Raw genomic sequence first — 19,654 nt, 5'->3', positions numbered from 1 at the left:
CACCGAAGCGATGTAGCAGGCCGACCATGCCCCGGAGAACAGTTGCTCGGCTTTCGGGTGCGGCTGGACGGCGGTGAGCACGTGTGCCGGTGTGGCGCTGCCGGGCGACGACAGTTCGATGTCGAGGTTGCCGTTATGGCCGCGCGACGTGTTGCCGGCGCTGCTGAGCGTGGTGTGGGTTTTACCGCTGGCCAGTACTTTTTCGATCTTGCTCATGATGATTCCCTCAGGTTTTGCAGGCTTGTTATGCGCACGCGCTTGTATCGCATGCGATATTAGTGAAGCATCCAGACATCACGCCGTAATCACGCTCAGGACAACGTCGATATTGCCGCGTGTTGCTTTGGAGTACGGGCAGATGAAATCGGCAATGTGCGCCAGTTCGGTCGCGACATCGTGTGCCAGCCCCGGCACGCGCAGGGTCAGTCGGGCCTGAAGGAAGTAGGCCGTTCCAGTCTGGCCCAGGTCGACCTCGATGTCGACGGACAGATCCGCCGGCAGCGAAATGTTGCGCTCTGCGGCTACCAGCCCGACCGCGGCGGTGTAGCAGGCCGACCATGCCCCGGCGAACAATTGCTCTGCTTTCGGGTGCGGCTGGACGGCAGTGAGCACGTGTGCCGGTGTGGCGCTGCCGGGCGACGACAGTTCGATGTCGAGGTTGCCGTTATGGCCGCGCGACGTGTTGCCGGCGCTGCTGAGCGTGGTGTGGGTTTTGCCGGTAACCAGTACTTTTTCGATCTTGCTCATGGATGCTTCCTCAGAATTTAATGATTTCGTGCGACAAAATCGCATGCGTCTTTTTAGGCACTTAAAAAAGACAACGTTTATCAACCGGCTGATGCAGTGATCCAGTTATTGCCGTTGTGGCCATGGGAAACGTGATCAGTAGAGATAAACATTGTGTGGATGCTTCCGGTGTTCATGGCTGGATCTCCAAACGGCAAGCTCTGACTTATTGATCGCTTTCGATTAAATCGTATGCGATAGATAAATATTCAAGCAAAGGGCTGGTGATGTCAAAGATTATTTTGCGCTGGGCTGACGAGCGGTAGGTTTTGGAGTCGTGGGCTTTGAGGGGGAGCGTCGGCTTGAGCTGCAGAATTACCGACAGATGAAGCAGCACAGATGCCCCTCGGTTGGCTTAACGTCGGGTGTCAGACAGAACGCTTTCACAGGCAAGCCAGCGCCCACAGATTTTGTGGGCGCTGGAGATTGAGGGTGGGGGAATTCATTCGCGAAGAGGTTGGTACATCCGCAACACGTGGCCTCCTATGCTTGGACAGTTGTTGCTAACGACCCCCACCCGCTTTCGTAGATGCCAGTCTATTAATAGCGGCGATTTGTTCCAATGCGTCGCTCTTGAGTGCCGTGATTTGGGCCAGCACTGTGGCATCCGGCTCGGGGCCGCGCTGTGCCAGGATGGCTGCCAGACGGTACATTTTCCGACGGTCGTCGAAGTAGCGCAGCAACGTGGCCCTTAGTGCGGTATTGGGCGAATTGGCTGATAGGTGGACATTGTCGAAGGAGGCATACAGCTTTTCCCATTGTGGGACGACTTCCTGCATGACTCTGTTGGCTACCGCATCTCTTTCGCTTTGCGTATCGACATGTAGATGCATCAACGCGAGCATGTCGCTCATCGCTTTTTGCTCGGCGGGGTCAAGGGCGAGCACCAGTTTCTTGAATTGAAGCTCTTCACGTGTACCCTCGCTGGCGCGCGCCAACAGGTAAGCCGATGCGCCGAATACGGCAAGTGCAAGCGCACAGGAAAGCACCGTGTTTCTAAGCGCTACTTTTGCGCGCGCTGGCTCGCTGAGTGGCATTGCCAGTGTCAGGCCGAGTAATGCGCCGCCAACCAGCCCGCCAAGATGCGCGCCGTTGTCGATGCCTTGGTGCGTAAAGCCGTAGAACAGGTTGTACGCGATGAGGATCACTATCGAGGTGCGTTGCTGCACAGCAATCGAAGCCGGCAATTGCTGACGGAATTTCAGCACAAAGACCAGTAGCCCACCGAATACTCCGAAAATGGCACCCGACGCGCCAGCACTGTTGACCGTCGGATGCCACAACACACTCACAATGCTGCCGATCACGCCGGCAAACAGGTACAACACCAGGAATCGCCCGCTGCCGTACAGACGCTCCGCCAGTCGGCCGATCTGGTACAGCGCGAGCATGTTGAGCATCAGGTGCATCAGGCCGAAATGGACGAACACTGAAGTGACCAGGCGCCACCATCCACCACTCAGGGTTTCAGGCCCAAAGTTCGTGCCCCATTTGACGGTCATTGGAAGGTTCTGCGCCATGACGCCGACACCGCTTGCGCACATGGCCAGGTAGACCAGCACGTTTATCGCGATCAGCCCATAAGTGACCCACGTGATCGGCGTCAGCGTGAGGATGCGTTCGGAGTAGCTGGACAACGCTGTTCGCTCCGCCTCATGGGCAGGCGTTGCTTGCGCGGGGAGCCATTCGAGGATTTTTCGTGCTTCACCGTTACTGGAAGCGAATAAGACGACGCGTTGAATGCCAGCTGGCGCATGCACATCGAAATAGACGTACTTTCTGATGGTTTTGGCATCAAAGATCTGGCTACGCGGGATGACCAGCTTCAGCTTACGACTTGATTTGATGAGCCTTACATCCTCATCGGTTACGCAAAACTCTCCTTTCCTGAACATCGAGCGAAAAACAGTGCCTCCCTGTCCACGTAGAGGCCGGGCGGTGAATCTGACTTTTGACATCCCTGTTGGCCTGCCGCCCGCAACATCCGGGAGTTCCGGAGTGCTGGTGAAAGCTGCCATCACTGGCTCGATCTGCTCCATTTTTTATCCCTTCTCGCAAAAATCGTAAGGCCCGGAAATGATCGTGATCACAGTGCAGTTATACGTCGGGTGCCTATGCAGTGGTCTCAGCCCGCAACCTTGGACGACGACAGCTCGTTGGTGAAACGCTGCGAACGAACACCTTTAGTGTCGTAATACTCTTCAATTGACTTCACAAAGCGCTTTTGGGCTGGCACGTACCAGAACGCTTTATACAAGCGGCCACTGATGGGGCGCGCCGCCGCATGTTGGGCATTTGCGACTGTTGTCACCATGCCCGGTGTCGCCACCGCCTGTGCGCCGGCTACCGCAACAGGCGCCAGCACCGCCGACCATTGACCTTCGGATTCGATCTTCAGCGCCGTGAATTTGCCCGCTGGCACCTGGACCTCTTCCCAACCGGTGACGACGAAGTCGTTATGAAAGGTCTCGCTGGTGCGCGCGCGGTTTGGGTTGAGTTCGGTGTACTCAACCGACCATTTCTTGCCTTGGCTCAAGGGAAAGTCGAGGGGGTGATTGATCACTTGCTGCTTGCCGTTGATATCACGGGAGCGACTCCAGTCCAGGCCAACCAAGCTTTCAACCGGGGGTTGGTTAGACCCGTCCTGCTTGGCGCTGATCAGCACGTTGTGGCTGTCAACGCGCTCGACCTTAATCAGCGTATTTTTGCTCGAGAAGCCTTGTGGCCCGGTTTCCATTGTTTCGGCATAGACCCAGCTATCCCCAGCCTTCAAGAGTGGCGCATCGACCGATTGGGCATACGCCGAACAGCACATCAAACCAAGCACAGCGGCAGATAGTGTTTTAAGCATCACTTTTCCCTGGATGTCTGACCTGGCAAGTCCATTTGAGACTGACCGAACGTGCAACTGAGAACAGAAACCGCCATTCGAGACAAACGTGAAGGCATTCGAAGGCTCATGTCATTGTGCCAGTTGAAAATGGGCTCAAGTGAGCCGGTGCTTTCATCGACGCCTTAATCTGAAAGCCATTCAGCCAAGCGACAGCCTCTGATCAACAACCAACCCGAACGGCGCCTTGCGCCACCCTCTTCTAGACTCAATAGAGAGTCGCAGACAGAACCAAACACGTCGCTTTGGTGCAGACGAACCAAAGCCCGCATGGCAAGCTGCTTTTATGCCCTTTTACAGAGGTGCGGCAAAGACCGCGCTGGGGCCCAACAAGATGCCCGTTCAGGGTGCCTGGCCGACGGCCTGAAATAGCCACGATACCGTGACGTGGCGTGAGTGCCGCAGCCGACACTTTCGGACAACCGACAACCGCCTGGTTTGCTCGTGACCGTGAGGAAAATGCTGTATGCCTGATGAGATGTTGCACCTGCCTATGGTCAACAGCCTGCTGGAGCGCCACAAGGGCTCTCCCGGCGCACTGTTGCCAATTCTTCATGGGATTCAGGAGGGCCTCGGTTACATCCCTGACGCCGCCATTCCCGAGATTGCCCACGCCCTCAACCTGAGTCAGGCCGAGGTTCGCGGGGTGATCAGCTTTTACCATGACTTCCGCACCGCGCCCCCGGCCCGGCATATTCTGCGTCTGTGCCGGGCTGAGTCCTGCCAGAGTCGCGGTGCCGAGCAGCTCGCCGCGCAGTTGCGCGAACGCCTGCAACTGGATGACCACGGCAGCAGCGCCGACGGCAATATCAGCCTGCGTCCGGTGTATTGCCTCGGCGCCTGCGCCTGTTCGCCAGCCCTTGAGTTGGATGGCCAGCTGCATGCGCGGCTCAGCGCTGAACGCCTCGATACGCTGCTCGACGCTTGCCGGGAGGACGCATGATGCCAAGCCTCTATCTGCCCATTGATTCTGTTGCCCGTGCCGTGGGTGCCGATGAGGTGGCCGTGGCCCTGATCACTCAGGCGCGGGAACGTAATCTGCCGTTGGACCTGCAACGCACCAGTTCTCGAGGCCTGTATTGGCTGGAACCGCTGTTGGAGATCGACAGCCCGCAAGGCCGACTCGGCTTCGGCCCGGTGACCGCTGCCGAAGTGCCGTCGCTGCTCGAAGCGCTACAAGGCGACCCGTCCACCCATCCGCTGGCCTTGGGCCTGGTGGAGGAGTTGCCCTATCTGAAGACTCAACAACGCCTGCTGTTCGCCCGCGCCGGTATTACCCGGCCGCTGTCGCTGGAGGATTACCGGGCGCATGGCGGTTTCGAAGGCTTGACCCGCGCCATTGCCGTGGGCGGTGAGCAAACCGCGACTGCGGTGTTCGATTCAGGTCTGCGTGGCCGTGGCGGCGCGGCCTTCCCGGCCGGGATCAAATGGCGCACGGTGCGCGGCACTCAGGCGGCGCAGAAATACATTGTCTGTAATGCCGACGAAGGTGACTCCGGCACGTTCGCCGACCGCATGTTGATGGAAGGCGATCCCTTCCTGCTGATCGAAGGCATGGCGATTGCCGGTATCACCGTCGGGGCCAGCTACGGCTACATCTATGTGCGCTCGGAATACCCACAGGCCGTCGCCACACTGCGCGAGGCGCTGGACATCGCCCGGTCCGCCGGTTACCTCGGCGCCAATGTCGGCGGCAGCGGCCTGGCCTTCGATATGGAAGTGCGGGTCGGTGCCGGCGCTTACATCTGCGGTGAGGAAACCGCGCTGCTGGACTCTCTCGAAGGCAAACGCGGGATCGTGCGCGCCAAGCCACCGATCCCCGCGTTGAAGGGCCTGTTCGGCCTGCCGACCCTGGTGCACAACGTGCTGACCCTGGCCTCGGTGCCGGTGATTCTGGCCAAGGGCGCGCAGTTCTATCGCGATTACGGCATGGGCCGCTCGCTGGGCACCATGCCCTTCCAGCTGGCGGGCAATATTCGTCACGGCGGCTTAGTGGAACGGGCTTTTGGCCTGACCTTGCGGGAACTGGTGGAAGACTACGGTGGTGGCACCGCCAGTGGCCGGCCGCTGAAAGCCGCCCAAGTTGGCGGCCCTCTCGGCGCCTGGGTGCCGCCAGCACAATTCGACACGCCGCTGGATTACGAAGCCTTTGCCGCCATTGGCGCCATGCTCGGTCACGGTGGTGTGGTGGTGGCTGACGACAGCCTCGACATGGCCCGCATGGCGCGCTTCGCCCTGCAGTTCTGCGCCGAGGAATCCTGTGGCAAATGCACCCCCTGCCGCATCGGCTCGACCCGCGGCGTGGAGGTCATCGACCGTCTGCTGGCCGCGCCTGACCAGAACGGTCGCGATGCGCAGGCGATCATCCTCAAGGACCTGTGCGACACCCTGCAGTACGGTTCGCTGTGTGCATTGGGCGGCATGACCTCCTATCCGGTGGCCAGCGCCCTCAAGTACTTCCCCGCCGACTTCGGTCTGCAGGCCTCGGAGGCCGACCAATGATCACTCTCTTCGATCCAAAAACAGATATCGACCCCGATGTTGACTTCGGCACCCCAGCGCGCGACAGCCAGGTGCAAGTCACCCTGAACATCGACGGCCGCAGTATCAGCGTGCCCGAAGGTACCTCGGTGATGCGCGCCGCCGCGCTGCTGGGCACCACTATTCCGAAATTGTGTGCCACCGACAGCCTGGAAGCCTTTGGTTCCTGCCGCATGTGCCTGGTAGAAATCGACGGCATGCGCGGTTACCCGGCGTCCTGCACCACGCCGGTCAGTGAAGGCATGAGCGTGCATACCCAGACGCCGAAGCTCGCCACCCTGCGCCGCAACGTCATGGAGCTGTACATCTCCGATCACCCGCTGGACTGCCTGACCTGCTCGGCCAACGGCAACTGCGAGCTGCAAACCGTCGCCGGCCAGGTCGGCCTGCGCGAGGTGCGTTATGGCTATGAAGGTGAGAACCATCTGGCCGACGTGAAGGACACTTCCAATCCCTACTTCGACTACGACCCGAGCAAGTGCATCGTCTGCAACCGCTGCGTGCGCGCCTGCGAAGAAACCCAGGGCACCTTTGCCCTGACCATTACCGGGCGCGGTTTCGAATCCCGGATCGCGGCGGCCGGTGGCGAGAACTTCCTCGACTCGGAATGCGTGTCCTGCGGCGCCTGTGTGCAAGCCTGCCCCACCGCAACCCTGATGGAAAAAAGCGTGGTCAAGTTGGGTCAGCCCGAACGCAGCGTGATCACCACCTGTGCCTATTGCGGCGTGGGCTGCTCGTTCCGCGCCGAGATGAAAGGCGACCAACTGGTGCGTATGGTTCCAGACAAGAACGGCCAGGCCAACCACGGCCACTCTTGCGTCAAGGGCCGATTTGCCTGGGGCTACGCCACCCACCCGGATCGCATCACCAAGCCGATGATCCGCAAGCACATCAACGATCCTTGGGAGGAAGTCAGCTGGGATGAAGCGGTGACCTACGCCGCCAGCGAATTCCGCAGGCTGCAACAAAAATACGGTCGCGACTCCATCGGTGGCATCACCTCCAGCCGCTGCACCAACGAAGAAACCTACCTGGTGCAAAAACTGGTACGCGCCGCCTTCGGCAACAACAACGTCGACACCTGTGCGCGGGTCTGCCACTCGCCCACCGGCTATGGCCTGAAACAGACCCTTGGCGAGTCCGCCGGCACCCAGAGTTTCGACTCGGTGATGCAGGCCGACGTGATCCTGGTGATGGGCGCCAACCCCAGCGACGCCCACCCGGTGTTCGCCTCCCAGCTCAAACGCCGCCTGCGTGAAGGCGCACGGCTGATCGTCATCGACCCGCGACGGATTGATCTGGTGGACTCGGTGCACGCCCGCGCCGAACTGCACCTGGCGCTGCGCCCAGGCACCAACGTCGCCATGCTCAATGCCTTGGCCCACGTCATCGTCACCGAAGGCTTGCTGGACCAGGCGTTTATCGACGCCCGTTGCGAGGGCGCCGATTTCGCCCGCTGGAGCGAGTTCGTCAGCCGCGGGGAAAACTCGCCGGAAATCCTTGGCGCCGTCTGCGGCGTAGCCGCTGCCGACATCCGTGCCGCCGCTCGGCTGTATGCCACTGGCGGCAACGCGGCGATCTACTACGGCCTGGGCGTCACCGAGCACAGCCAAGGCAGCACCGCAGTCATGGGCATCGCCAACCTGGCGATGGTCACCGGCAACATCGGCCGTGAAGGCGTGGGTGTCAGCCCGCTGCGGGGGCAGAACAACGTTCAGGGCTCCTGCGACATGGGCTCCTTTCCCCACGAACTGCCCGGCTACCGCCACATCTCTAACGAGGTGGTACGGGCGCAGTTCGAACAGGCCTGGAACGTCACCCTGCAACCCGACCCGGGCCTGCGCATCCCCAACATGTTCGAGGCAGCCTTGGGCGGCAGCTTCAAGGGCCTGTATTGCCAGGGCGAAGATATCGCCCAGAGCGACCCTAATACTCAGCACGTGACCGCAGCGCTGTCGGCCATGGAATGCGTGGTGGTGCAGGATATTTTCCTCAACGAAACCGCCAAGTTCGCCCACGTATTCTTGCCGGGCAGCTCGTTCCTTGAAAAAGACGGCACATTCACCAACGCCGAGCGGCGCATCTCCCGAGTGCGCAAGGTCATGGAACCTCTGGGCGGCAAGGCCGACTGGGAAGGCACCGTGGCTCTGGCTAACGCCCTGGGTTACCCCATGAGCTACCAGCATCCGTCAGAAATCATGGATGAAATTGCCAGCCTGACGCCGACCTTCACTAACGTCAGCTATGCCGAACTGGAGCGCCACGGCAGCCTGCAATGGCCTTGCAACGCCGAGGCACCGGACGGCACGCCAACCATGCACATCGACGAGTTCGTGCGCGGCAAGGGGCGCTTCATGCTTACCGGCTATGTGCCCACCGAGGAAAAGGTCAACAATCGCTACCCGCTTCTGCTGACCACCGGGCGCATCCTCAGTCAGTACAACGTCGGCGCCCAAACCCGGCGTACCGAGAACGTCGCCTGGCACGACGAAGATCGCCTGGAAATCCACCCGACCGACGCCGAGAGCCGTGGCATCAATGAGGGTGACTGGGTCGGCATCGGCAGCCGTGCCGGACAGACCGTGCTGCGTGCGCGGGTCACCGAACGGGTAGCGGCAGGCGTGGTGTACACCACCTTCCACTTCCCTGAATCGGGCGCCAACGTGATCACCACCGACAACTCCGACTGGGCCACCAACTGTCCGGAATACAAGGTCACCGCCGTGGAAGTCAGTCGCGTCTACCACCCTTCCGAGTGGCAAAAACGCTACCAGGAATTCAGCGACAAACAACAAAGCCTGCTCGACGAACGCCGCAAGGCACGCACCGCCGTGACACAACCGGGAGTACGCCGATGAGCACTGCCAATCTGATCAAGATGGTCAACCAGATCGCCCAGTATTTCGCTGGCGAACCGGACCAGGAGCAGGCCGTACTCAGCGTGCGTAATCATCTGAAAATGTTCTGGACCCCCGGCATGCGCAAGGAGTTGCTCGCCTGGCAAACAGCCCATGACGGGGCGGACCTGCACCCCCTGGCGCAGGCGGCGGTAAGTGGGGCGGGCTGGGAAGCTTAGGTCACGCTAACATCGCACCATCCTGATTGCTTTCTGACCAGACAAGCCGAAGCACTTCACAGTGCTTCGGCTTTTTATTGGCGAGGCGAGGGTATGTAACCAACATAGACCTGTAGGAGGGGCCGCCACGTGTCTGACGCCGCGCTGTCGCGCAGCAAACACAAAACGTGTAGGAGCTTCAGCTTCGAAGGCTGCGATAGGCCGGGGTCGCGGGCGACCGGCACGACCTTCAGCGGTATCACGAGGGCGACCGGTCCCCGGTCGAATCGCAGCCTTCGGCAGCGCCTACAGATTATTTTCAAGTCAATAAGCTAGGCGTTGTTTGATAAGAGCCGACTTGTTGGCGATATCAGCAGCACAGCGGTGCCTAGATGTACGGCGTCGCCTGTTTCGCCAACAAGTTGGCTCCTACAGAGCGCCCGGAGCCCCAACCCGGCAATTTTAGGATGCCTCCTACACCCACCTCGTTTTAGAATGGCGGCCGTTCCGCACCCGCTCCACTTCCACCCTATTCCTGATAAAGAAAGGTAAAGCAATGACAGGTGAAGACCTGACGCCGGGCTCGCTCAAGCGTGGCTTGAAGAACCGGCACATCCAGTTGATTTCCCTCGGTGGCGCGATTGGCACCGGGTTGTTTCTTGGCTCTGCTGGCGTGCTCAAGTCCGCTGGGCCGGCGATGATTCTGGGTTATGCGATTTGTGGCTTCATTGCCTTTTTGATTATGCGCCAGCTGGGCGAGATGATCGTCGAGGAGCCCGTCGCCGGTTCCTTCAGTCACTTTGCGCACAAATATTGGGGCGGTTACGCCGGTTTCCTGTGCGGCTGGAATTATTGGGTGTTGTACGTGCTGGTTGGCATGGCCGAGCTCACGGCGGTCGGTAAATACGTGCAGTTCTGGTGGCCGGAGGTGCCGTCGTGGGTCAGTGCTGCGGTATTTTTCGTGATGGTCAATTTGATCAATCTGACCAACGTCAAAGTCTTCGGCGAAACCGAGTTCTGGTTTGCCCTGATTAAAGTAGTCGCAATCATCGGCATGATCCTGCTCGGCGGTTACCTGCTGTTCAGCGGCACCGGTGGTCCACAGGCTTCTGTCAGCAACCTGTGGGATCACGGCGGCTTCTTCCCCAACGGGGTCAACGGCTTGCTGATGTCGCTGTGTTTCATCATGTTTTCGTTCGGCGGTTTGGAGTTGGTGGGCATCACCGCTGCGGAAGCCAGCGAGCCACGTAAAGTCATCCCCAAGGCGATCAATCAGTTGGTGTTCCGCATTCTGATTTTCTACGTCGGCGCACTGACCGTGCTGCTGTCGCTGTACCCGTGGGATTCATTGCTGCAAACCCTTGGCGCATCGGGCGATGCCTACAGCGGCAGTCCTTTCGTGCAGATCTTTGCCCTGATTGGCAACGACACCGCGGCACAAATCCTTAACGTCGTGGTGCTGACAGCGGCGCTGTCGGTCTACAACAGCGGCGTGTACTGCAACAGCCGCATGCTGTTTGGCCTGGCCGAACAAGGCGACGCGCCGAAAGCACTGATGAAATTGAACAAACAAGGGGTGCCGGTGCTGGCCATCGGCGTGTCGGCGCTGGTTACCCTGCTGTGCGTGGTGGTCAACTATGTTGCGCCTCAGGAAGCATTGGAATTGCTGATGGCGCTGGTCGTCGCGTCATTGATTATCAACTGGGTGGTGATCAGCCTGACCCACTTGAAGTTTCGCAAAGCAATGAATCAGCAAGGTGTCGTTCTTGGCTTCAAAGCGTTCTGGACGCCGTTCAGCAACTACCTGTGCCTGGCCTTCGTCGCATTGATTCTGGTCATGATGCTGATGATTCCCGGGATCGCCATATCGGTTTACATCATGCCGGTGTGGATTTTATTCATCCTGGGACTGTACCGATTGCGCATGGGACCGCGGGTGGTGAAGACGGCTTGAACTAGCGTCTTGTCTGTCATACCGCGTCGTTCCCTACGCGAACAAGTCCGCTCCCACCGGATGACGCGGCGCCATGCTGTCATGCTGTTGGCGAAGCGGGCGGACTGTTTATCAGTTCGGCGACTTGATCTGCAGCAGCACCGCTGGCGGGCGCCATTCCGGCTGTTTGAAGGCTTTTTGCGCGCCGGATATGGTCACCGCAACGCGATTCAAAAGATTTTCTGCGCTGTGCTTGGTGGTGGTCGCATTAAACGCCATGAACACCACACCCAATGCCAGGGCGGTGGGGGGAATACTGCGAATCTCGAAGCGTTCGATGCTGTAGAGAAAGGCGCACGCGGCCAGCGAGCCCAAGGCCGCGCCGGCGATGGCTTCTTGCAGGGGGTGAATGAACGGATACACGCAGTTCATGGCAAACCACCAACCGATGGCCAGCCCCAGACCCGCTGCGGGCCAGCGCAGCACCGGGTTGATTTGCCGGGCCAGCAGGCTCAGGACCACGGTCAGGACCAGACAGGTATGCATGGCGTGGCCGCTGATGACCGCGACGTTAAGGCTGTGCAAGCCAATGCCCCAGCCTTTGAACAGGATTTTGCTGAAGCCCACAATCGCGTACATTGACAGCATGGTTGCCAGCCACAGCAATGCCGAGCGTTTAGAGCCGCACACGCACAGCCAGACGCCGACCACCATCGCTGCCGGGAGCATGACCGTGATTCCGCCATACGAAGTGAGTTGTATCAATGTCATTTAAATGACCCTGCGTCAGGTGTTTCGTGCGCCAATGTAGTGGAGGAACGTGTCGATGTCGCTGCTGGAAAGCGTTCTCGCCACCGCCTTGACCTCATCCACAGGCCAGTCCCACCACGCTGCGTTCAGCAGGGTTTCACGGGTTTGTTCGTCGAAACGCCAACGAATGAATTTACACGGATTGCCGCCGACCACCGCAAAAGGCGCGACATCCCGATTTACAACAGCCCCCGCCGCAACAATGGCGCCGTGGCCGATGGTGACACCAGAAAGAATCACCGCGTCGGTGCATATCCAGCAATCGCTGCCGATAATCACGTCGCCCTTGCTTGGCGCGTAGTCGAGGATATCGCTGACTTCGTCGATCATCGCCGGAAACGGATAAGTGGTCAGCCAGTCGGTGCGGTGCTCACCCCCCAGAAGGATTTTGACCCCTGCGGCGATTGACGTGTACGAACCGACTTTCAGCACCGAATCATTATCGAATTCGACCACGTCAGGAATACCGTAAGTGCCCACTCCAAAAGAGAACTTCGGATAACGCAGCCTGATTTTTTCCGGACCACGATGAAGCTTGTCCAGGCCACGCAGGTGCCTTCTTGTTTGTCTTTTTTTTAGGGTTTCAAGAAACTTCATGGCCTGCCCTTATCGAGTAATCGATGAGACATAAGATACTTCAGGAAAGTTTCCACAGTGCCCTAGCGGTGTAACAACAACCGTTTCAGCCGGCGAAAGGTGGTTTTGTTATACCGCCTCAAGGGAATTGATCGCAATAAACGCCAGGCGTCTTTCTTGTCGGTGACCACCGCATATTTCAACGCTTTATTGAGAATGACCGTTCTGCCCTTCTCATAGCCGGGGTGGGACCGATAAGGACTGATCGCCTTCATGTCAGCGTCCAGCAGAATTTTATAGCGCCGGGACAGGTTGTTGGGATGACGTCGGTAACGGGTAACGCTCACTGGCAATACGTGAATCTGATAACCCTGATCGGCGATTTTCAACGTCATCTGGAAGTCTTGTACTTTAATGCTCGGCTCGTAAAAGCCTGCCGCACGTAACGCATCCATCCGGTACAGCGAGACCGGAGCCCCGACCACGATCGCGTTACTCAGTATCTCGTCAAACCCCAAGCGCTGAATGTGTTGCAGTTTTTGCGTCTTAACGTCATTGCCTTCGCTGTCCATGTACACGACAAGCGCGCCAACACAGCCAACTTCCGGGTGTTTGCCCAAATAGTCAGCTCTAATCCGTATCGACTCCGGCAACATGATGTCGTCCAGGTCCGGCGTGGAAACGTATTCGCCCTGGGCGTACTTCAAACCATGGTTAAGGGCAGCACTCACGCCTTGGTTCAACTGGGAGTACAACTGAAAGTCATATGTATTTTGCAGGGCCTGCAACATCGAATAGCTATTATCGGTCGATCCATCATCAACGATAATAACTTCAACGTTGGCGTAGTCTTGGGCAAAAATACTGCTTAGCGCCTCCTCCAAGTATTTCTCGGCGTTATAGCAAGGCGCGACAATAGAGACTAGTGGGCCGAGGTCCGCCGCCTGTTGTTTCCTGGAGGTGTGGTGTTCAGTCGTCATTCACTGCTTCTACTGAAAGCTATCGTCGTTGTGTTAGAGCGAACGTATCATGCTGCAACCCGATGGTTTTTGCCATGGCCCCAATGCCAGCTTTGCTTCTAAGCATTGCCAGACAAAGGTTATAGAAGCTTTTTTCGACCGGCGCCCTCGCTTTTATCGCTCCCATCAGTCGAAACCAGAGCCGATTGCTGGCCAACCTCTTTTGTAATGCAATAAAAAACGCCCCGCTCTTCTTCAGAGCGGGGCGTTTCTGTTCAAGCGCCGACGTCAATTCAACGCGCGTAAGTTACCAGCAACTCACTGGGCACCTGAAAATCCACCGACATCATCACGCTCAAGGCGGTGATGGTGAGGATCGAGAACACAAACAGTTTACGTGCCCAAACCGTATCATCCACCGCTTTGTAGCCGGTCCAGGCCATGTACAACCAATACATGCCCATGCCCGCCGCAACGGCCAGGTAGCTAAAGCCGGCGTAACCACCGATGGTCAACATCAGTGTGGCCACGAGGAATGCCAGGATGTAGATCAGGATGTGCCGCTTGGCGACAACGATACCGCGCAACACCGGCAGCACCGGGATCGACGCTGCGCGATAATCGTTGAAACGGAAAATCGCAATGGCGTAGGAATGGGGCATCTGCCACAAACTGAACATCACCAACAACGTCAGCGCTGCCAGATCGAAGCTGTTGCTCACCGCCACGTAGCCAATCACCGGCGGCATGGCTCCCGATAGACTGCCCACCAGCGTGCCGTGCACCGACTTGCGTTTCAGGTACAGGCTGTAGAAGCCGACGTAAATCACAAAACCGATGACTGCGAACAAGGCGGCCAACGGGTTAGCCTTGGTGTAAAGCAAGCCCACCCCGGCGAGACCCAAAAGGCTGGCGTAGATCAGGGCCAGTTTCAACGAAACCAGACCCTGTACCAACACCCGATTCTTGGTCCGTTCCATCTTCACGTCGATGTCGCGGTCGATGCAATTGTTGAATACACAACCGGACGCCACTACCAACGAGGTGCCTATCGCAGCAGCCAAAAACAGGCCGAAGTCGACATGCCCTTTAGAAGCCAGGAAGAAGCCACCTGCCACCGAAAGCACGTTACCGAAAATGATCCCCGGTTTGGTGATTTGGATAAAGTGCTTAAGGGACAATTCAGATTCCTCAGTGCGCCATCATGTTCGTGTGGATGCTGTACATCACCCACAACGACAGGCCAACCACGATCACAATGATCAGGATGGTGAAGGCAAAAGCGACAATGTTCCAACGCTGTTCGGACGACCTGTTCATGTGCAGGAAAAACACCAGGTGAACGAAGATCTGTACGACGGCGAACACCACGACAATGGCCAAGGTGACCGGCTGCGCGAAGATCGGGTGCATCAACAGACCGAACGGAATAACCGTCAGGATGACCGACAGGAAGAAGCCAATAGCGTAGGACTTCAGGCTGCCATGGTCAGCACCGGAATGGTCCGCATGAGCGTGTTCGGCGCCGGAATGGCTGATATTAGCGTGATCCATTTACAGTGCTCCCATCAGATAGACAACGGTGAACACGCAGATCCAGACCACATCGAGGAAGTGCCAGAACAAACTCAGGCAACTCAGACGGGTCATGTTGGTTGCGGTCAGACCTTTCTTGTTGACCTGGAACATCAACACGGCCATCCAGATCAAACCGGAAGTCACGTGCAGACCGTGAGTCCCGACCAAGGTAAAGAAGCCGGACAGGAAAGCGCTGCGATCAGGACCGTTGCCTTCAACGATCAGGTGATGGAATTCGTTGATTTCCATCCCGATGAAGCTCAGACCCAGCAAGAAGGTCACTGCCAACCAGCTGATAACACCCTTCTTGTTGCCCTTGTGCATCGCCAACATGGCGAAACCGTAGGTGATACTACTGAACAGCAGGCAGAAGGTTTCTACCAGCACGTACGGCAGTTCGAAGATGTCTTTGCCCGACGGGCCACCTGCGACGTTGTTAACCAGCACCGAATACGCGGCGAAAATCGTCGCGAACAGGATGCAGTCGGTCATCAGATAGATCCAGAAGCCGAAAACGGTCATTGACCCGGCATCCTCGTGCCCATGCTCCTCAGCATGGGCAATCTGGCTTTCTAATACTAAGTTCGACATGGTTTAAGCCTGCTTAGCCAAAGTTTGAAGGCGTTCATTTTCGATTCGCGCGACTTCTTCGGCAGAGACGTAGTAGTCAATGTCGTCGTCGTTCGTACGAATGATGAAAGTAACCACCATCCCGACCAGACCGACCGCAGCCAGCCACCAAATGTGCCAGATCAAGGCGAAGCCGAAGATCAGGCTACCGAAGCCGATGTAGAAGCCCACGCCGGTGTTGCGCGGCATGTGAATCTTCTTGTAATCAGCAGCTGTTTTGGTCTGGATGCCGCGTTCTTTCATACCCCAATACGCGTCCAGGTCTTCAACGTGCGGTTGCTCGGCGAAGTTATAGAACGGCGGAGGCGAAGAAGTTGACCACTCCAGCGTACGGCCATCCCATGGATCGCCAGACACGTCACGGTTCTTCTCACGGTCACGAATACTGACAACCAGTTGAATGAGCTGGAACGCGATGCCACACATGATGACCAAGGCGCCAACGAAGGCAGCGATGAGCCAAGGTGTCCATTGCGGGTTATCGGTGTGGTTCAGGCGACGGGTCATGCCCATGAAGCCCAGTACGTAGAGCGGCATGAAAGCCAGGTAGAAGCCGACGATCCAGCACCAGAACGCGTACTTGCCCAGACGCTCGTTGAGCTTGAAGCCGAACGCTTTCGGGAACCAGTAGGTGAAGCCCGCCAGGTAACCGAATACCGCACCACCGATGATCACGTTATGGAAGTGCGCGATCAGGAACAGGCTGTTGTGCAACACAAAGTCAGCGCCCGGTACCGCCAGCAGAACGCCGGTCATGCCGCCGATGCTGAACGTCACGATGAAGCCCAGCGTCCATAGAATCGGCGTGGTGAACTCGATTCGCCCGCGGAACATGGTGAACAGCCAAGTGAAGATCTTAACGCCTGTGGGAACGGCAATAATGATCGTCATGATGCCGAAGAACGCGTTGACGTTAGCGCCCGACCCCATCGTAAAGAAGTGATGCAGCCAGACAATGAACGACAGAACGGTGATCGCGATGGTCGCGTAGACCAACGATTTATAGCCGAACAGTGCTTTCTTGGCGAACGTCGAGGTCACTTCCGAGAACACGCCGAATGCCGGCAGAATCAGGATGTATACCTCTGGATGGCCCCAGGCCCAGATGAGGTTGACATACATCATCGGGTTGCCACCAAGCTCGTTGGTGAAGAAGTGCATGCCCAGATAACGGTCAAGCGTCAGCAGAACCAAGGTTGCGGTGAGGATCGGGAACGAGGCAGCGATCAGGATCGCGGTGCACAGGCAGTTCCAGGTGAACACCGGCATTTTCATCAGGGTCATGCCAGGTGCGCGCATTTTCAGGATGGTGACAACGAAGTTCACCCCCGTCAGCAACGTACCCAATCCGGACAACTGCAAGGCCCAGATGTAGTAGTCGACCCCAACGCCCGGGCTGTACTGCAAGCCAGACAGCGGTGGATAGGCAACCCAACCGGTACGGGCGAATTCGCCGATACCCAGTGACAGGTTAACCAGGACTGCCCCCACAACGAACAACCAGAAGCTCAAGGAGTTGAGGAACGGGAAGGCAACGTCGCGAGCACCGATCTGCAACGGAACGACGATGTTCATCAGGCCGACCACAAAAGGCATCGCCATGAAGAAGATCATGATCACACCGTGGGCGGTGAAGATCTGGTCGTAGTGTTCCGGTGGCAAGTAGCCTTCACCGCCAGCGCTGGCCAAGGCTAACTGTGAGCGCATCATGAGGGCGTCGGCAAAACCGCGCAGCAACATGACCAACGCAACGACGATATACATCACGCCGATTTTCTTGTGGTCAACCGAAGTCAACCATTCAGACCACAGATAAACCCACTTGCGGTTGTAGCTAATTAGCGCGATCAAACCCGCACCGATCAGCGCGATGACGGCCAGCGTCACCATCACGATCGGTACGTGTAAAGGAATCGCGTCCAGCGTTAATTTACCGAACATCTGTTACTCCTCTGCACCGGCAGCCGAATGCTTAGTCATATCCATACCCGTCATCTCGTTGGCTTCGCCCGCTTCATGCTTCATGCCGGTGCCTTTATTCATGCCTTCATACTTGTCGATGATGGTCTGAAACAGATTTGGCTGAACGGTGGCGAAGTACTCAACAGGGTGTTTCACGCTAGGCTTGGCGAGTTCGTTGAATTGCGTCAGGTCAAGCTGGTTTGGTGCTTTCTTGGCAGCAGCAACCCAGGCGTCGAAATCAGCCTGTGAGGTGGCGTATGCCTTGAAGTTCTGATCAGAGAAACCTTCGCCGGTGAGGTTGGCCGCAACACCGTTGTACACATGATTCTCGTTGGAGATCAGGTGCAGCTTGGTTTCCATGCCGGCCATGGCGTAGATTTGACCGCCCAGGCCTGGAATGAAGAACGAGCCCATGGTTGCGTCAGACGTGATCCGGAAATTGACCGGGACATTAGCCGGGAACTTGATCTCGTTGACCGTTGCGATGCCTTGGTCCGGATAGATGAACAACCATTTCCAGTCGATCATCACCACTTCAATGGTCACCGGTTTGATGTCGGATTCCAGCGGCTTGTAAGGGTCAAGCTCGTGACTGGATTCCCAGATCAGGATGCCCAGCGCGACGACGATGATGGTCGGAACGCCCCAGACAATGGCTTCGATTTTATGCGAATGGGCCCAGCTCGGTGCGTAGGTGGCGTTCGTGTTCGAGGCGCGGTATCTCCAGGCGAACCAGAAGGTCATGACGATTACCGGCACGACCACCAACAACATCATCAAGGTAGCGGTGATAATCAGGTTCTTCTCATCGATGCCGATCTGCCCTTTCGGGTCAAGTACGGACATACCGCAACCACTGAGCGCGAGCGTGCTCAAAAGGGCCAAGAAGCCAAATAATCTGGGGTACCTTTTTCTACTCATCTCACGACCTCTAAAGCAGCTTGCGCAGTCAGTTGGATTTCGAACGCCAACACTTCACCCTGCCGGTGTTGGCGTATTTTTTTTGATCTGAATAAGGGCCTGCCAGAGCAGCTCAATGAGCTAATCGACAAATCCGAAACTATCTTTGGTTTCTTATTTGAATGGTGGCAACGGCCTGGTTAGCAGACCAATTCCATTTGGTGCGGGTGTTCTGAAAGGTGTCAGTGGCCGACGTCGGCGCCGTCTACATAGCGTGCGTAGAGTCGCTAAGGACATCGTTTTTTGCCTTGACCGGTTAATGCTGGCGATTGTAGATATGTAACCTTTTATTGACTATGCCTTTTTCAGCAACAGTTCATATCAAATTCGGTAAAAATCAGATGTCAGGCCGAATCCAGCACAGAAAAATGCCCCGCTTTTAAGGCCAAAAAGCGAGGCAGTCGAGGTTGGATCTTTTCGTATCATCGACCGCGACGGCGGTTTCTCAGAATCCCCAACGGCACCAAAACCAGGGTTAATACGAATGCCACCAGCGCCCATTGTGCCAACGATAATCCGAGTATTGGCGGATACGCCGTGGTGCAAAAACCGTCCACCTGGAACCCTAACGGGAACAGATACGCCAGAGGCAAACCGTCGACGATGGGCTGCAACACGTCGATACCGCAACTTTCGGTTGGGTGCGCAAGGATGTAAGCATGGCGTCCAGCGACAGCCGCGCCACCCAGGGCACTGAGCATCACCAAACCCTCAAACACCGTGATACTGCGGCGTCCCGGCATGGCAGCGCCGATGAAAGCAAAGATCGCAATGAACAATAAAGCGTAGCGCTGCAGGATACACAGCGGACATGGCGCCTCTTCCAGGACCACTTGCATGTACAACGCTCCGCCGATCATCGCGAGGCAAATTATCCCGAGCAGCACTAGAAATCTCTTCTCGCGCTGCAAGTACATCAAATCGTCGCTCATCCCTTTACCCTTTGAATGGTGTAGCACGGAGTGTAAATGCTC

General features: G+C 57.4%; 17 protein-coding genes and 1 pseudogene. 5 read left to right on the top strand and 13 right to left on the bottom strand.

All coding sequences use genetic code 11. From position 1 onward, the window contains the following. From JWR17_RS08695 to JWR17_RS08680, 4 genes and pseudogenes are all read right to left on the bottom strand, one after another. Window positions 1-216, bottom strand: a pseudogene (locus JWR17_RS08695) (peroxiredoxin); the annotation flags it as partial. A gap of 78 nt (window positions 217-294) precedes the next feature. Then, window positions 295-747, bottom strand: coding sequence for an Ohr family peroxiredoxin (locus tag JWR17_RS08690; protein ID WP_299830307.1), 453 nt, complete (start codon window positions 745-747; stop codon window positions 295-297). A gap of 542 nt (window positions 748-1,289) precedes the next feature. Beyond that, complete coding sequence (locus JWR17_RS08685) at window positions 1,290-2,825, bottom strand: rhomboid family intramembrane serine protease (protein WP_299830306.1); 1,536 nt, start codon at window positions 2,823-2,825, stop codon at window positions 1,290-1,292. 86 nt (window positions 2,826-2,911) lie between these two features. Next, on the bottom strand, window positions 2,912-3,637 hold the full coding sequence (locus tag JWR17_RS08680) for a hypothetical protein (protein WP_299830304.1): 726 nt from the start codon (window positions 3,635-3,637) through the stop codon (window positions 2,912-2,914). A 505-nt stretch (window positions 3,638-4,142) separates the two neighbouring features. Between JWR17_RS08680 and JWR17_RS08675 the strand changes: the two genes are divergently transcribed. The 5 genes from JWR17_RS08675 (at window position 4,143) to JWR17_RS08655 (ending at window position 11,226) form a co-directional block, all read left to right on the top strand. Continuing rightward, window positions 4,143-4,619, top strand: a complete 477-nt coding sequence (locus JWR17_RS08675; RefSeq protein WP_299830302.1) for a formate dehydrogenase subunit gamma — start codon at window positions 4,143-4,145, stop codon at window positions 4,617-4,619. After that, entirely contained in the window at window positions 4,616-6,178 is a 1,563-nt protein-coding gene (locus tag JWR17_RS08670) for an NADH-quinone oxidoreductase subunit NuoF (RefSeq protein WP_299830300.1), read from the top strand. The genes JWR17_RS08675 and JWR17_RS08670 overlap by 4 nt, the downstream gene beginning before the upstream one ends. Next, a complete protein-coding gene (gene fdhF / locus JWR17_RS08665; protein WP_299830298.1) occupies window positions 6,175-9,075 on the top strand; it encodes a formate dehydrogenase subunit alpha in 2,901 nt (966 codons plus the stop codon). Before JWR17_RS08670 ends, fdhF begins: the two co-directional genes overlap by 4 nt. Then, window positions 9,072-9,293 (top strand): formate dehydrogenase subunit delta, encoded by a 222-nt coding sequence (locus JWR17_RS08660; RefSeq protein WP_299830296.1) that lies wholly within the window; start codon window positions 9,072-9,074, stop codon window positions 9,291-9,293. The genes fdhF and JWR17_RS08660 overlap by 4 nt, the downstream gene beginning before the upstream one ends. 535 nt (window positions 9,294-9,828) lie before the next feature. Then, a complete protein-coding gene (locus JWR17_RS08655) occupies window positions 9,829-11,226 on the top strand; it encodes an amino acid permease (RefSeq protein ID WP_299830295.1) in 1,398 nt (465 codons plus the stop codon). Between the two features lie 111 nt (window positions 11,227-11,337). On the opposite strand, the gene JWR17_RS08650 is transcribed toward JWR17_RS08655, so the two are convergent. From JWR17_RS08650 to JWR17_RS08610, 9 genes are all read right to left on the bottom strand, one after another. Then, window positions 11,338-11,976 (bottom strand): hypothetical protein, encoded by a 639-nt coding sequence (locus tag JWR17_RS08650; RefSeq protein ID WP_299830293.1) that lies wholly within the window; start codon window positions 11,974-11,976, stop codon window positions 11,338-11,340. 15 nt (window positions 11,977-11,991) lie between these two features. After that, the gene (locus JWR17_RS08645; protein ID WP_299830291.1) at window positions 11,992-12,612 is read right to left on the bottom strand and encodes a CatB-related O-acetyltransferase; all 621 of its coding nucleotides are present in this window, start codon (window positions 12,610-12,612) and stop codon (window positions 11,992-11,994) included. A gap of 62 nt (window positions 12,613-12,674) precedes the next feature. Further along, window positions 12,675-13,571, bottom strand: a complete 897-nt coding sequence (locus JWR17_RS08640) for a glycosyltransferase family 2 protein (protein ID WP_299830289.1) — start codon at window positions 13,569-13,571, stop codon at window positions 12,675-12,677. A 272-nt stretch (window positions 13,572-13,843) separates the two neighbouring features. Further along, window positions 13,844-14,731 (bottom strand): heme o synthase, encoded by an 888-nt coding sequence (cyoE, locus tag JWR17_RS08635; RefSeq protein WP_299830287.1) that lies wholly within the window; start codon window positions 14,729-14,731, stop codon window positions 13,844-13,846. Between the two features lie 10 nt (window positions 14,732-14,741). Further along, window positions 14,742-15,104: a cytochrome o ubiquinol oxidase subunit IV gene (gene cyoD / locus JWR17_RS08630; protein WP_299830285.1), complete on the bottom strand. Its 363-nt coding sequence runs from the start codon at window positions 15,102-15,104 to the stop codon at window positions 14,742-14,744. Next, the gene (locus tag JWR17_RS08625; protein WP_299830283.1) at window positions 15,105-15,719 is read right to left on the bottom strand and encodes a cytochrome o ubiquinol oxidase subunit III; all 615 of its coding nucleotides are present in this window, start codon (window positions 15,717-15,719) and stop codon (window positions 15,105-15,107) included. Window positions 15,720-15,722: 3 nt separating this feature from the next. Further along, window positions 15,723-17,699 carry a cytochrome o ubiquinol oxidase subunit I gene (cyoB, locus tag JWR17_RS08620; protein ID WP_299830282.1) on the bottom strand — a complete coding sequence of 659 codons (1,977 nt, stop codon included), beginning with the start codon at window positions 17,697-17,699 and terminating at the stop codon, window positions 15,723-15,725. A gap of 3 nt (window positions 17,700-17,702) precedes the next feature. After that, the gene (gene cyoA, locus JWR17_RS08615) at window positions 17,703-18,641 is read right to left on the bottom strand and encodes a ubiquinol oxidase subunit II (RefSeq protein ID WP_299830280.1); all 939 of its coding nucleotides are present in this window, start codon (window positions 18,639-18,641) and stop codon (window positions 17,703-17,705) included. 461 nt (window positions 18,642-19,102) lie between these two features. Then, a complete protein-coding gene (locus JWR17_RS08610) occupies window positions 19,103-19,612 on the bottom strand; it encodes a disulfide bond formation protein B (protein ID WP_299830278.1) in 510 nt (169 codons plus the stop codon). Between the last annotated feature and the right edge of the window lie 42 nt (window positions 19,613-19,654).

Origin of the sequence: Pseudomonas sp., from assembly GCF_028293835.1 — a bacterium.
In the GTDB taxonomy this organism is placed as follows: Bacteria; Pseudomonadota; Gammaproteobacteria; order Pseudomonadales; family Pseudomonadaceae; genus Aquipseudomonas.
The sequence above is the reverse complement of the archived record's forward strand: the minus strand, read 5'-3'. Positions and strand labels throughout refer to the sequence as shown.